A 13,446-nucleotide genomic window follows, 5' to 3' on the forward strand; every position below is an offset into this window, starting at 1 on the left:
CAGAGGGAATCCCCCCGATTCAATCTCAAGCGGAAAAACTCTAGGCTCAGGCTGCGGCGTCAATAAGTGCCGGGCGGATCGCTTGCCGGAAAGCTCTCGTCTATAGCCTCGTCGGTCTGCGACCAGCGGGCGGGCTTGTCCTTCATGTTTTCCGGCCCGGCATCGCGCACTTCGGTGAAGTGCTCGTTTCCCGCAGGCGCGGGCCGGCTGTCCCGGTCACGCGTCGCGTACTTGTAGAGAGTGTAACCGGCGATCCCGGCAGCGGCCATCTTGATCAGGCCCATATCCTGGCTCCTCCAATATTCCTTGATGGTTTATGGAGGAAAACGCACGGCAGGCGGGGCGGGTTCCTCAGTCCCCGCCGACCCGCTCGATCTGCGCCCCGGCCAGCGCCAGCTTTTCCTCCAGCCGCTCGTAGCCGCGATCGAGGTGGTAGAGGCGGTGGACCTGGGTCTGCCCTTCGGCCGCCAGGCCCGCGATCACCAGGCTCATCGAAGCCCGCAAATCGGTGGCCATGACTTCCGCGCCGTGAAGCTGCTCCACGCCATGGACGATGGCGGTGCGGCCCTTGGTCTCGATATGTGCGCCCATGCGATTGAGTTCGGGCACGTGCATGTAGCGGTTTTCGAAAATCGTCTCGGTCAGGACGCTCGATCCCCCGGCCAGGCACAGCAGCGCCATGAGCTGGGCCTGCATGTCTGTGGCAAAACCGGGATAGGGTGCAGTCGAGATCGTCACCGGGCGAAGCTTGCCATCGGCTGCGACATGAAGCCCGCCGGGAACCGCCTCGACATGGACGCCGGCGTCGCGCAGCGCCTGCACCGTTGCTTCCATATCTTCGATCTTCGCGCCCTTCAGAGTCACTTCCCCGCCGGTGATCGCCGCCGCGCAGGCGTAAGAGCCCGCCTCGATACGGTCGGGCATGACCATGTACGTGGCCCCGTGCAGACGCGGCACGCCATGGATAGTGACTTCGGAAGTGCCGATCCCTTCGATCTCAGCCCCCATCGCCACCAGCAGGTTGCACAAGTCGACGATCTCCGGCTCGCGCGCGGCATTGTGGAGAACCGACGTGCCACGCGCCGTAACCGCCGCCATCAGCGCATTCTCGGTCGCCCCGACGGAAACGACGGGGAAGGAATAGCGCCCGCCCGGCAAGCCGCCGTCAGGCGCGACTGCCTTCACATAACCGGCAGCCAGTTCGATCGTCGCACCGAGCGCTTCGAGCGCCTTGAGGTGCAGATCGATCGGGCGGTTGCCAATCGCGCAGCCGCCCGGCAGCGACACCGTCGCTTCGCCCATCCGGGCCAGCATCGGGCCCAGCACCAGAATCGAGGCACGCATCTTGCGGACCAGATCGTAAGGCGCCACCGAACTGGTGATGCGAGTCGCCTGCAGCGTCATGACACGGCCGAAATCCTCCGGCCGCGATCCGGCAATCATGGTCGATATACCGAACTGATTCATCAGGTGCTGGAACCCGTCGATATCGGCGAGACGCGGCAAATTGCGCAGGGTCAGCGGCTCGTCCGTCAGCAAGGCGCAAGGCAACAGGGTGAGGGCTGCATTTTTTGCGCCGGAAACGGGGATAGTGCCTGACAGGCGTTTCCCGCCTTCGATAATGATCTTGTCCATTCCTGCCATTTAGCGGGAAACGCAGACACGGCAACGGGGGAACCGGACATGACAGGCTCTGTTAAGGACCCTGTGCCGGTTGCACGCTTCCGTGTAAGCAGCCTAAACTCGTCAACGCGCCAAACTGGAGGTAACGCAAATCCCCATGAGTGAACCGAACTTCCGCAAGCCCGTCCGCAAAGCCGTATTCCCGGTGGCGGGCCTGGGCACCCGCTTCCTGCCCGCCACCAAGGCCATCCCCAAGGAGCTGCTCCCCGTCGTCGACCGGCCGCTGATCCAGTATGCGGTGGACGAAGCGCGCGAAGCGGGGATCGAGGAGTTCGTGTTCGTGACCGGGCGCGGCAAGACCGCGATCGTCGAACACTTCGACACGGCCTACGAACTGGAAGCGACGATGACTGGGCGCGGAAAATCGCTCGACGTGCTCGACCCGACGCGCATTGAACCCGGCAATCTGGTCACCGTGCGCCAGCAGGTGCCGCTGGGACTGGGCCATGCCGTATGGTGCGCACGCGCCGTCGTCGGCAACGAGCCTTTCGCGATCTTCCTGCCGGACGAACTGATGTACGGCTCCCCCGGCTGCATGGCGCAGATGATCGAGGCTTATAACGAAGTCGGCGGAAACTTCGTCTCGGTGCTCGAAGTGCCGATGGAGGAAGTTTCCAGCTACGGCGTGATCGCCCCCGGCGAGAGCAAAGGCAGTCTCACCGAGGTCAAGGGACTGGTCGAGAAGCCCAAAGCCGCCGAAGCCCCCTCGAACAAGATCGTTTCGGGCCGCTACATCCTGCAGCCGGAGATCATGGATCTGCTCGCCAGCCAGGGCAAAGGCGCGGGCGGCGAAATCCAGCTTACCGATTCGATGGCCAAGCTGATCGGCCAGCAGCCGTTCCATGCCGTCACGTTCAATGGCCGCCGTTTCGATTGCGGATCGAAAGTCGGTTTCGTCGAAGCCACTCTCGCCATTGCACTCGACCGCGACGACATGGGCGGGGAGGTGCGCGAAATGGCGAAGAAGATGCTCGGCTGATAACAGGCGGAAGGGCGGGAACACCCGCCCTTCTGTGTCCTACGGCCGGACCGTATCGGTCAACCGCCCCATGATCGCGGCGACATAGGCTTTCGTTTCGCGGATGTTCGGAACGCCTCCGGCCTTCTCCACCCGCAGCGGACCGGCATTGTACGCCGCCAGCGCTTTCTCGACATCGCCGCCGAACGCATCGAGCTGCATCCGCAGATAGCGGGCTCCGCCTTCCAGATTGGCCATGGGATCGCCGGGATTGACGCCCATCTGGGCCGCCGTGCCCGGCATGAGCTGCGCCAGGCCGCGTGCGCCCGCCGGAGAAATGGCCCGCTCGTTCCAGCGGCTTTCCTGCCATACGACGGCTTCGAGCAAGGCCGGGCTGATATCGTATTTCGCGGCGAGTTGCGCCACGCGGGCCCGCCAGCGGGCGGGCCCCGCCGCGTCCTGCGCCACCGTCATGGACTGCGGATGAAGCGCGGCATCCACGGCAAGCGGCACGTCCTGGACGGCAGCCCCCGTGAGCCCGGCCTCATTCCCCTGCGCTGCATCAGGCAGCGCGCCGGTCGGCGCGGGGCCTCCCGCGATCCACTCGGCTCCCGAAGCACCGACCTGCATGACATCGGCCATGACCGGCGCCGGTGCGGCAAACACCGCCGCCGCCATGGCCATGCCGATTGCAGATCGCCTGTTCACTGTGCCCGGTCCTCAACCATCGTGGCCGCCTTACCGCAAAGACGGCCCGGTGCTCAAGCCGCTCGCGCCCGCACACCGCTTACCGCAGGCCGAGAGCCTCGCGGATCTCGCGCCAGGACAGCAGCTTGAAGTTCTGCGCCTGCGGAGCGTTGTCGCCATCCTGCGCCACGAACAGCCCCTCCGGAAACTGCGGCCCGAAATCGCCGATCACGGCCTCGATGCCGTCCGTGTCGCTGGTCCCGTCGATCGCGCCGCCATTGATGCGGAAGCGCCCGGCGAACTTGCCGGTGCCGAGATCGAACAGCGCATAGGCATTGTCACCCTGGCTCGATGCGATGAGCCAGCCGCGGCCACCGGCGTCGCGCGCAATGGCCAGCCCTTCGATATCATCGACCAGGCCATCGGCTTCGCCCACATGCGCCACGGCTTCCCCGGCCAGCACCGGTGCCTTCAGCGCCACGCGCCAGATGGCAACGTCCTCTTCGGCCACGTAGAGCGTATGGGTGGCGTCATCGACCACGCAGCCTTCGGACTGGGTGGCGAATTTCACTTTGCGCAGATACTCGGGGACGATCGCACCGTCCCGCTCGACCAGACGGCTTTCCATCACCGTGCCGTCCTTCAGCACGACATAGGCCCGCGCCAGTTCCCCGGCAGCCAGCGGTGCGCCCATGCAGAAGCCATAGGCCTCGGCGGGGGCGTGCCCGGCGGGCAGGAACGAATCCGATCCCAGTCCGGTCAGCTTCGCCCGGGCGCCATCCAGGCTGAACAAGGCAATGCGCGGTTCCGCCTTGTCGGTGCGGTCACTGGCGCCGACCAGAATGCGCGAGGAGCCATCGGCCATGCGCACCGTGCGCAGATCGGTGTTGTTGAGCGCGCCTGCAGGCACGAAATCGCGCACCTTGCCGTCCAGCCCATAGACATAGAGCCCGGCCTTCTTGTCGGTGGCAACGATCAGGCTGGCCGCCGGATCGGCAGCGTTGCGCCAGATCGCCGGATCGTCCGCCGCATCGGCGTTGCCCGTGCCAACCGGATCGGTCTCGGCCAGCGCCGGGACTTCGGTGGCAGGCAGATAGGGCTTGGGCGGTTTGGATGCAGTCACGCAACCGGCCAGCAGAACGGCCGGGAGCAATGCTCCCGGCCGGAACAAACGGATATCCATCATGCGCATCAGAAGCTGGCCTTCACACCGAACTTGTAAGTCGGGCCGTACTTCTCGAACTGCAGCAGGCGCTGGGCACCGCCGAAGTTCTGATAGGCATAGTACTTAGCGTTGTTGATGTTGATCACATCCACGGTGAGCTTCACGCCGGGCATGACCTTGAGCTTGCCCGAGAAATCGAGCTGGAAGTGGTTATCCACCCAGCGGTCCGATTCCTGGTTATCGCCCAGTTCATCCAGATACTTGCTGCGGTAGGAACCGGCCAAACGCAGATCGAGCGGCCCCTTGTCGTAGCCCAGCACGACATTGAAGGTGTGGCGCGAATTGTCCGGCAGGGCGACGCGGTAAGGCATGTCATCCTCATCATATACCGTGCCCTTGGTGTAGGTGTACGTGTAGTTCACCTGGGTCAGCAGCCCGTCGAACGGCTCGGGCAGCATGGTATAGGCCTGACTGTAACCGACTTCGAAACCCGCGATATCGGCCTTGTCGCCATTCTCATGGGTTTCCAGCGTGTTGTACGTCACGCCCGTGATGTCCGAATAGGCCGCATCACCGGCAAAGTAGCGCTTGACGATGAAGTCGTTCACCGACTTGTAGAAAGCGCCGAAAGTCAATGCGCCGTTGCCGCTGAAGTACCACTCGACACCGAAATCGAAGTTCCAGGCCTTGTAGGGCTTGAGTTCGGGGTTGCCGAATTCGGCCTCGTTATCCTCGTTGTTCGAGAAGATCGGCGCCAGGTGCTTCAGGTTCGGGCGCATCAGGCTCTTGTAGGCCGCGGCACGCATGACGATGTTGTTCTCCGGCGCCAGACGGACCGTCAGGCTGGGCAGCCAGTCGGTATAGCTTCGGGTAAAGCGCCGCGGCGTGATTTCCAGCGAATCCTCGTTGTAAAGGTTGCCGTTCAGTTCGTTATGCGTGCGCTCCATACGCACGCCGCCGATCACGCGCAGTGCATCCGAATCCCAGCGCGCCAGGGCGTAGGCGGCCGTGATGTCTTCCTTTGCCGAGTAATCGTCGCTGATCGAGTCGATGAGCGTGCCGTCTTCATCGAGTTCAAGCTCGCCGCCATGGTCTGCCATGAAATTGACGCCGGCCTGCTTGTCCAGCACCGGGCCGAGGCTGATGCCATGCAGACGATAGGTCTGCTCGCCCAGATAGTCGGCCATGGTCAGATCGTCGTTATCGCCATAATCGGTCTGGGTCTTGTTGTACGACTTCTTGCGCCAGCGCTGCTTCGCACCGGCCTGGATGGTGAAGTCCCCGCTATCCGTCGCGAACGTGCGGCCCAGGTCGGCCTTGAGTGCGTATTCACGGTCCCGGCTGTCCGACAGCGTGGTGATTTCGACCTTGTCGAGCGTGTAAGTATCCGGGCTGTTGAACAGATCGGCACCGCTGCTGACGGAATAGGTCGGCACGCGCCGGTCCGAATAATCCCAGTCGATGACGACGCCTTCGTCCTCGAACTTGTGAGAGAAGCGCACCGGATCGATCGAACCGTGCTCTTCCTCGCTCGACTTGGCGTAGCTGGCGAGCCACTTGAACGTCCAGGTGCCAGTATCGGTGTCGCCACCCAGAACGACAGTGCGGATACGCTGGCGCTCGAAGCGATCCTTGAGATCGCGTTCAACCTTGATGCGGTCATCCGCATCGTCGAAGCTGACAGTGTCCCCGCTCGCGTCACTGACTTCGTCGAACTTGCCGAAATCGAACGTGGTGCGGCGGCGGTACTCGTGGTCGTCGAACTGCGACCAGTTGCCGCGCAGATAGACCTTGGTGGTGTCGCTTGCGCGCCAGTCGAAGGAAAGACCGGCGTTGATGCGGGTGCGCGTCACGTCATAGTCGCGATATTCGATGGTATCGCTGAACGGCACATCGTTATCATCAAGCTTCCAGGGATCGGCTTCGACGTTGTCGGTCTCGAACTTGCGCTTGTAGTAGCTGACCGAGCCCGCGACGCCGAAGTTGTCGCCCAGACGCTTCGAAAAATCGAAGCTGCCCTTCGGCGTCACCTGGCCGTTATAGTCGTTGTAGCTGCCCTCGGCGCGGACCGAGTAGAAATCCTTCTTGCGGTCGAAAGCGCTGGTGGTCTTGATCTCGATCGATGCGCCGATGGCATCGGCGTCCATGTCGGGCGTCAGCGACTTCTTCACTTCGATCGATTCGATCGTGTCGGAGCTGACGACGTCGAGCGCCACTTCGCGCACATCCGATTCCGGCGCCGGAACGCGCACGCCGTTAAGCGAAGTGGAATTGAGGTTCGGGGCAAGGCCGCGCACCGAAACGAAACGGCCTTCGCCCTGGTCGTTCAGGATATTGACGCCCGGCAGGCGGCGCAGCGATTCGGCCACGTTCTGATCGGGGAATTCGCCCACCGCATCGCGGGTCAGCACGTCTTCCACGCCATCAGCGGCGCGCTTGCGCGAAAGCGCGCTGGCCTGGTTCGCGGCCTGACCGACCACCAGAATATCACCGCCGCCGATGCCCGCCAGCGCGAAGTTGCCTTGCACGCGGCCGGTTTCAGGAATCGAGATCTTTTTCGTTTCGACAATGGCGCCGACATAGCTGACTTCTACGGTGTATTCGCCCGCCGGAATATCGGCGAAGATGTAGCTGCCATCGCGGTCCGTCCGGGTCGCGCGGTCCAGTTCGACAATTTTTACAGTCGCCGACTGCAGAGCCCGCGTGCCGGTGGCGTCTGAAACGTTACCGGAGAGATCGCCCGCATGAGCAATGGTTGCGAAAGACGCCGAGGCAAGCAGCCCCGCGGCGAGGCGGAGGGAGGTTTTCATGAAATGGGGACCCCTGTTGCGAAGATTGTGCTTGGCGGCGGGCCCTAGGCATCCTTAATGACACTCTTGTGCCACTGCCAAGACAGTTCGATGACACTTCGCAAGTGCGGCATATCGGCCACGGTCACGCAGCAACGCAGCAACGCAGCGCCATTTCCATGCAGGAATTTTGGGGAAGAGAGATACAGATCGCGGACATGAAGGTATGTGCATCGCTGCTACCGTCATCTGTTGAATCTATCAATGAGCCCTGAGCCTAGGCACATACGTCACGCGAAAGGGGAAAGGCTTGCCCTTATCCGTCCCCGCTCACGCCGTCGCCGTCCTCTTCCTCATTGAGGCGATGGACAAGAACCTTGTCGATTCGCAGCCCGTCCATATCGACGACCTCGAAGCGCCAGCCCTGTTCGGCAAAGAACTCGCTCTCCTTGGGCACTTTCTTGAGCACCGCCAGCACATAGCCCGCCACGGTCGCGAATTCACGGTCTTCGGGCAGGGTCATCTCCAGCCGGTCCGCCAGCGCATCGGCGGGCATGGCGCCGGAAACCAGCAGCGAACCGTCCTCGCGCTCGGTCACCATCGGCTCGTCACCTTCGTCCTGATGGCTGACGAAGGTGCCCGCCAGCGCCTCAAGCACGTCAGAAGGCGTGACGATCCCTTCCAGATGGCCGTATTCATCATGCACCATGGCCATCGCCACTTCGGCCGTCTGCAGCTTGCGCAGGGCGTCCATGGCATCGAGCTGGTCGGGAATGACTTCCGCCTTCTTCATCATGGCGCGGACATCCACGGGCTTGCCCCTGACAAGCGCCGCCAGAACTTCCCGCACCTTGAGAATGCCCACCACATTGTCGGGCGAATCCTCACCGGCCACCGGCAGCAGCGAATGGGGAGAGCCTTCGATCTTGGCGCGCAAGCCCGATTCGTCCGCATCGACATCGATCCAGTCGATCTGGTTGCGCGGTGTCATCAGTTCGCGCACGGGGCGGTCGGCCAGGCGCATGACGCCCGCCATCATCGCCCGTTCCTCTTCCTCGATCACGCCCGTGCGGGTCGCCTCGGCGAAGATCATCTGCAGTTCCTCGGCCGTCAGCCGCTCCTGCCCGCCGCCGCGAATCGCGAACAGGCGCAGGATCACGCCCGACGACTTGTCGAGCAGCCACACGAACGGCGCCATGATGCGCGCCAGCCAGAACATCGGCCGCGCCATCGCCAGCGCCACCGGCTCGGCCAGGCGCAGTGCAAGCTGCTTGGGCACGAGTTCGCCCACCACCAGGCTCGCATAAGTCGTGGCGATGATGACCAGCGTAAAGCCCGCCTCCCCCGCCACGCTTTCCGGCACGCCCAGCCCGGCCAGCCGCTCGCCCACCGGCTCACCGAGACTGGCGCCCGAATAGGCACCCGCGACGATGCCGATCAGCGTGATGCCGATCTGCACGGTAGACAGGAACTTGCCGGGATCGGCGGCGAGATCCAGCGCCGTCTTCGCGGCGCCGGAGCCTTTCTCGGCCGAAACCTTGAGGCGTGCGGGACGGGCCGAGACAATGGCCAGCTCCGACATGGAGAACAAGCCGTTGAGCAGGATCAGTCCGGCGATGATGAGGAGGTCGGTCCAGGGAAAGGGCGTCACAATACCGCAGCGCTAGCAGAGAATGATGCGTTCGCGAAGAGCCACTTGCAACTTGCCCCTTCGCCCGTCCGGAACGGCACAAACGGGAACACCGGCTTGCCTAACGTGTTGTGACAACATCATCCATTTGCCATTCATGTGCACTACCACACAGAAAGCCCCACAAGGGATGTACAGAGGAAGGGACACATCATGTTGAAATCGCGCCTGATCACATCGGCGGCAGCGGCCCTGTCGCTCGTTGCGGTGTCTGCCTGCGTGACCGACCCGAACACCGGCGAGCGCAAGGTTTCGCGCACCGCGATCGGCGGCGTCGGCGGCGCCGGGCTCGGCTATCTGCTGGGCAGCGTCATCGGCGGCAAGACCGCCCGCATCGTCGGCGCGGGCATCGGCGGCGTGGCTGGCGGCGTCGTCGGCTACCAGATGGACAAGCAGATCAAGGAACTGAAGGAACAGACCGCCGGTTCGGGCGTCGATGTCACGCAGGAAGGCGACGGCATTCTCGTCAACCTGCCCGACGTGACTTTCGCCGTCGATTCGACCGCGATCAGCCCCTCGTTCCAGACGACGCTCGACAAGGTCGCGCAGTCGATGAACCAGTATCCGAACAGCCTGATCGACGTTTACGGTCACACCGATTCGACCGGATCGGCCGCCTACAACATGGATCTGTCGAAGCGCCGCGCCGATTCGGTCGGCCGCTACCTGATCAGCCGCGGCGTTTCCTCCGCGCGCATCCAGACCCAGGGCATGGGCGAGGACTATCCGGTGGCCAGCAACGACACGCCGGACGGCCGCGCGCTCAACCGCCGCGTCGAAATCAAGATCACACCGGTAACGACCGACGAGGCCAACGCCGCGCGTTAAAGTTCCGCTCCTGCGGGATTTATGGAAAGGGACCGGCAACCGAGTGCGCCGGTCCCTTTTTTCGTGCCTTTACGCGGAAAATCGCTCGGCCCGCTCCGCCAGCCGCTCCACCGCCTGCGCGTGAATGCCGTTCGAGGAGCACAGCACGCCGAACGCGCGCGGATCGTGCTTGTTGTAATTAAGCGGGCGGCCGAAGGCATCGGTCACCGCCGCCCCCGCCTCGCGCGCGATCAGGCCCGCCGCGGCAATGTCCCATTCGAAACCCCAGCGCAGCGTCGCCAGCAGGTCCGCCTCGTCCGCCGCGACCATCGCCATGCGCAGCGCGATCGAATTGGGCTGCTCGACCAGTTGCAGGTCCGCATCCTCGGGCGCCAGCTTGTGAGCGGGCACGCGCGACCCTGGCAGCGATTCGCGGCAGCTTGCCGTCAGCCGCTCTCCATTGCGCCAGGCGCCCTTGCCCGCCTCGGCAGACCAGAACTCGCCCCCTTCCCCGCGCCGCCGCGCGGGCGCGAAGAGATAGCCGAACAGCGGGCGGCGCGTGTTGACCAGCGCCACGGACACCGCCCAGCCGGTCCGCCCGCGAATGAAATCGCGGGTGCCGTCCACCGGATCGACCAGCCAGACCATGGCATCATTCAGCCGCGCGGGGGCATCCACCGTCTCTTCGGACAGCCACCCGGCGGCAGGCAGCAGCGCATGCAACTCCTTCTTCAGAAAGGAATCCACTTCCAGATCGACTGCACACACCGGATTACCCGGCGACTTCTCCCAATGGTCGAGTGCGTGCCCGTCCCCTGGCCAGCCCGCCAGCGCGATCCGTCCCGCTTCGCGGACAATGGCTTCGAGTTTCGCGCGATCGATCATGGGCGATCTTCTTCTTTCGGTTAGCTGCCGGGCCTGCCGCATGAAATTGCGCAGGGAACGGGACTTTTCAAGCGTGCAGGGATGTGCTTATGCGGCGCTGCAAAATTCGGCACCCGCGCCTTCCCCGAGGAAACTCCAGCAGAAAGCGATTCAGCAATGAACATTCACGAATATCAGGCCAAGGAACTGCTTGCTAAATATGGCGTCGGCATCCCCGCCGGCATCCCCGCGCTCACCGTCGAAGAAGCCGTCGCGGCCGCCAAGCAGCTTCCCGGGCCGCTCTATGTCGTGAAGGCCCAGATCCACGCCGGCGGGCGCGGCAAGGGCAAGTTCAAGGAACTCGGCCCCGACGCCAAGGGCGGCGTGCGCCTCGCCAAGTCGATCGAAGAGGTCGAGGAATTCGCCAAGGAAATGCTCGGCAACACCCTCGTCACCGTGCAGACCGGCGAAGCAGGCAAGCAGGTCAACCGCCTCTACGTGACCGACGGCGTCGACATCGACAAGGAATACTACCTCTCGATGCTGGTTGACCGCGCCAGCGGCCGCCTCGCCATGGTCGTCTCGACCGAAGGCGGCATGGACATCGAGGAAGTCGCCCACAGCACGCCCGAGAAGATCACCACGATCACCATCGATCCGGCCGAAGGCTTCAAGCCCCACCACGGCCGCGCCGTGGCCTTCGCCCTCAAGCTGACCGGCGATCTCAACAAGCAGGCCCAGAAGCTGGCCGCACAGCTCTACGAAGCCTTCGTCGCGATGGATTGCGACATGCTTGAGATCAACCCGCTGGTTGAGAGCAAGAGCGGCGAACTGCTCGTGCTCGACACTAAGATGAGCTTCGATTCGAACGCGCTGGCCCGTCACCCCGACATCTTCGCCCTGCGCGACGAGACCGAGGAAGACCCGGCCGAAATCGAAGCCAGCAAGTACGACCTCGCCTACATCAAGCTCGATGGCGACATCGGCTGCATGGTGAACGGCGCCGGCCTTGCCATGGCGACGATGGACATCATCAAGCTGAACGGCATGTTCCCCGCCAACTTCCTCGACGTCGGCGGCGGCGCCAACAAGGAGAAGGTCACCGCGGCGTTCAAGATCATTCTGGCCGACCCCGCCGTGAAGGGCATTCTCGTCAACATCTTCGGCGGCATCATGAAGTGCGACGTCATCGCCGAGGGCATCGTTGCCGCGGCCAAGGACGTGAACCTCTCGGTTCCGCTGGTGGTCCGCCTCGAAGGCACCAACGTGGCGCAGGGCAAGGAAATCCTCGCGAATTCCGGCCTTGCCATCGTTCCGGCCAACGACCTGGGCGATGCCGCCCAGAAGATCGTCGCCGAAGTGCAGAAGGTCGCCTGATCCGGATTGCCCGGGCTCGCTCTTCAGGCGAGCCCGGGCAATCAAAAGATGGCGCGCTGAAAATGGTGATTTGCGTGTCCCGGCGCGCAGCATACTTTCCGTACCTGCGCACCGGAAACCCGCAAAAGCAGGCATGCCGTTCAGCCCTGGCAGTTCCGCCCCCTATTTTTCGTCATCCCCGCGAAGGCGGGGATCCCGCTTTTCGCAGCATGACGTAAGAAAAGGGAGCGTGGCCCCCGCCTTCGCGGGGGCGACGAACAGGCAATGAACTTCAGTTCCGAGTGACTAGGGAGTGGGCCCGGGCTCCGGCAATACCGGCGGCGTGCTGTCCATATACGTCAGCCAGTCCTGCCAGATCCGATGCGTGCGCGCGTCCGTCATGGCGATCTGGCATGACAGCGACATCGCGCCCCGGATCGTCCCCTCTTTCCAGTCTTCATAGACCGCATCGCAGTGCGCCGTGCGGTAGGCGTCGAATGCCTTGTCAGCGGTACGGATCATCGCCTGCAGCTCCGGACGGTCCGCCTCTCGCGCCAGCGCCTTTTCGAGATAGGCCTTGCGCCGCACATCGGCCCGGCCCAGCACACCGCCAAGACAGGCATTGATATCCAGAGTCGTCATCGCATCGGGGCAACGGCCCGCTTCCGCGGCCGTGCCGGGCCGGTGATAGCGAAATTCCAGTTCTTCCACAGAACCATCCTTGCGCTCCATCCGCACCGCACTGAGCATTCCATCCCTCCCATCGCGGCGAATGGTCAGCCCATCGAAATAGGCTGCCCCATCCGCCATCGCGACGAGTGGGAAATCCTCGGTCGTGCCCTTCTCCTCCCAGCCGGTGAGATCGGGATTGAAATGCTTCACCCGCAGGACCAGCGAGCCGTCCTTTTCCGCGATCTGGACGAATTCGGTGAAGCGGACGGCGCCCTTGCCATCCTCCTGCACGAACATCCCGGTCATGATCCCGCCAACCGGCGCAAACCAGCTTTCCCGGGCCGGAGCGCCATTGATACCGGGCCCTTCCCACTGGCCCGCCAGCCAGCGCAATTGACTGACCGTGGCACGCGGCGGACTATGGCCTTCGGACGCGGTCCGCGTCTCCTGGGCCAGAGCACCCTGTGCGGGCAGGCTGCTAAGACAAAGCAGCAATGGTAACCACTTGCCCACGATAAATCTCCTGTCAGCGATGGATTCTCTCTTACGGCAAGATCACTCTAGCATGGCCCCGGCGATGTCGTAAAAGCGGGGGTTGACGGCGGCTTCGCTGAACGCGATAGCGGCTGCGATCGATTTAATTGCGCGGTTAAATTGCGCCGCGCCGCCAGTGAGAGGACTGATCGCAATGAAAATCCTCGTCCCCGTAAAGCGGGTGATCGACTACAATGTGAAGCCGCGGGTGAAGGCGGATGGCACGGGCGTTGACCTTGCC

General features: G+C 63.5%; 11 protein-coding genes and 1 pseudogene. 4 read left to right on the forward strand and 8 right to left on the reverse strand.

Annotated elements, in window-relative coordinates; translation table 11 throughout:
• Positions 1-59: 59 nt before the first annotated feature.
• Together MTR66_RS20545 and murA are read right to left on the reverse strand one after the other, a co-directional pair.
• Complete coding sequence (locus tag MTR66_RS20545) at positions 60-284, reverse strand: hypothetical protein (RefSeq protein ID WP_243924472.1); 225 nt, start codon at positions 282-284, stop codon at positions 60-62.
• Positions 285-351: 67 nt separating this feature from the next.
• Positions 352-1,635, reverse strand: coding sequence for a UDP-N-acetylglucosamine 1-carboxyvinyltransferase (gene murA, locus MTR66_RS20550; RefSeq protein ID WP_243924478.1), 1,284 nt, complete (start codon positions 1,633-1,635; stop codon positions 352-354).
• 145 nt (positions 1,636-1,780) lie between these two features.
• Between murA and MTR66_RS20555 the strand changes: the two genes are divergently transcribed.
• Positions 1,781-2,662 carry a UTP--glucose-1-phosphate uridylyltransferase gene (locus MTR66_RS20555; protein ID WP_243924480.1) on the forward strand — a complete coding sequence of 294 codons (882 nt, stop codon included), beginning with the start codon at positions 1,781-1,783 and terminating at the stop codon, positions 2,660-2,662.
• A 39-nt stretch (positions 2,663-2,701) separates the two neighbouring features.
• Here the strand turns inward: MTR66_RS20555 and MTR66_RS20560 are convergent, their stop codons facing one another.
• The 4 genes from MTR66_RS20560 to MTR66_RS20575 all read right to left on the reverse strand — a co-directional run bounded on the left by MTR66_RS20560 (position 2,702) and on the right by MTR66_RS20575 (position 8,933).
• The gene (locus tag MTR66_RS20560; protein WP_407673097.1) at positions 2,702-3,349 is read right to left on the reverse strand and encodes a lytic transglycosylase domain-containing protein; all 648 of its coding nucleotides are present in this window, start codon (positions 3,347-3,349) and stop codon (positions 2,702-2,704) included.
• 79 nt (positions 3,350-3,428) lie between these two features.
• Positions 3,429-4,520, reverse strand: a complete 1,092-nt coding sequence (locus tag MTR66_RS20565; protein ID WP_407673098.1) for a phytase — start codon at positions 4,518-4,520, stop codon at positions 3,429-3,431.
• Positions 4,520-7,303 (reverse strand): TonB-dependent receptor, encoded by a 2,784-nt coding sequence (locus MTR66_RS20570; protein WP_243924482.1) that lies wholly within the window; start codon positions 7,301-7,303, stop codon positions 4,520-4,522. Before MTR66_RS20570 ends, MTR66_RS20565 begins: the two co-directional genes overlap by 1 nt.
• Positions 7,304-7,598: 295 nt before the next feature.
• Entirely contained in the window at positions 7,599-8,933 is a 1,335-nt protein-coding gene (locus MTR66_RS20575) for a hemolysin family protein (protein ID WP_243924484.1), read from the reverse strand.
• A gap of 192 nt (positions 8,934-9,125) precedes the next feature.
• On the opposite strand from MTR66_RS20575, the gene MTR66_RS20580 reads away from it, so the two are divergent.
• Complete coding sequence (locus tag MTR66_RS20580) at positions 9,126-9,800, forward strand: OmpA family protein (RefSeq protein ID WP_243924486.1); 675 nt, start codon at positions 9,126-9,128, stop codon at positions 9,798-9,800.
• Positions 9,801-9,869: 69 nt separating this feature from the next.
• Here the strand turns inward: MTR66_RS20580 and MTR66_RS20585 are convergent, their stop codons facing one another.
• Entirely contained in the window at positions 9,870-10,664 is a 795-nt protein-coding gene (locus tag MTR66_RS20585) for a 3'(2'),5'-bisphosphate nucleotidase CysQ (RefSeq protein WP_243924488.1), read from the reverse strand.
• A 156-nt stretch (positions 10,665-10,820) separates the two neighbouring features.
• Between MTR66_RS20585 and sucC the strand changes: the two genes are divergently transcribed.
• Positions 10,821-12,020 (forward strand): ADP-forming succinate--CoA ligase subunit beta, encoded by a 1,200-nt coding sequence (sucC, locus tag MTR66_RS20590; RefSeq protein WP_243924490.1) that lies wholly within the window; start codon positions 10,821-10,823, stop codon positions 12,018-12,020.
• Positions 12,021-12,305: 285 nt separating this feature from the next.
• Here the strand turns inward: sucC and MTR66_RS20595 are convergent, their stop codons facing one another.
• The gene (locus tag MTR66_RS20595; RefSeq protein WP_243924498.1) at positions 12,306-13,184 is read right to left on the reverse strand and encodes a DUF6265 family protein; all 879 of its coding nucleotides are present in this window, start codon (positions 13,182-13,184) and stop codon (positions 12,306-12,308) included.
• Positions 13,185-13,359: 175 nt separating this feature from the next.
• On the opposite strand from MTR66_RS20595, the pseudogene MTR66_RS20600 reads away from it, so the two are divergent.
• Positions 13,360-13,446: pseudogene (locus MTR66_RS20600) on the forward strand (electron transfer flavoprotein subunit beta/FixA family protein); the annotation flags it as partial.

This window comes from Novosphingobium beihaiense, from assembly GCF_022832375.1.
Classification (GTDB): domain Bacteria; phylum Pseudomonadota; class Alphaproteobacteria; order Sphingomonadales; family Sphingomonadaceae; genus Novosphingobium; species Novosphingobium beihaiensis.

What these genes read in the sequence shown, in the direction of transcription:
- MTR66_RS20580 (WP_243924486.1), top strand. Translation starts at nt 9,126, where the DNA reads ATGTTGAAATCGCGCCTGATCACATCGGCGGCAGCGGCCCTGTCGCTC.
- MTR66_RS20555 (WP_243924480.1), top strand. Translation starts at nt 1,781, where the DNA reads ATGAGTGAACCGAACTTCCGCAAGCCCGTCCGCAAAGCCGTATTCCCG.
- MTR66_RS20570 (WP_243924482.1), bottom strand. Translation starts at nt 7,303, where the DNA reads ATGAAAACCTCCCTCCGCCTCGCCGCGGGGCTGCTTGCCTCGGCGTCT.
- sucC (WP_243924490.1), top strand. Translation starts at nt 10,821, where the DNA reads ATGAACATTCACGAATATCAGGCCAAGGAACTGCTTGCTAAATATGGC.
- MTR66_RS20565 (WP_407673098.1), bottom strand. Translation starts at nt 4,520, where the DNA reads ATGCGCATGATGGATATCCGTTTGTTCCGGCCGGGAGCATTGCTCCCG.
- MTR66_RS20585 (WP_243924488.1), bottom strand. Translation starts at nt 10,664, where the DNA reads ATGATCGATCGCGCGAAACTCGAAGCCATTGTCCGCGAAGCGGGACGG.
- MTR66_RS20545 (WP_243924472.1), bottom strand. Translation starts at nt 284, where the DNA reads ATGGGCCTGATCAAGATGGCCGCTGCCGGGATCGCCGGTTACACTCTC.
- murA (WP_243924478.1), bottom strand. Translation starts at nt 1,635, where the DNA reads ATGGACAAGATCATTATCGAAGGCGGGAAACGCCTGTCAGGCACTATC.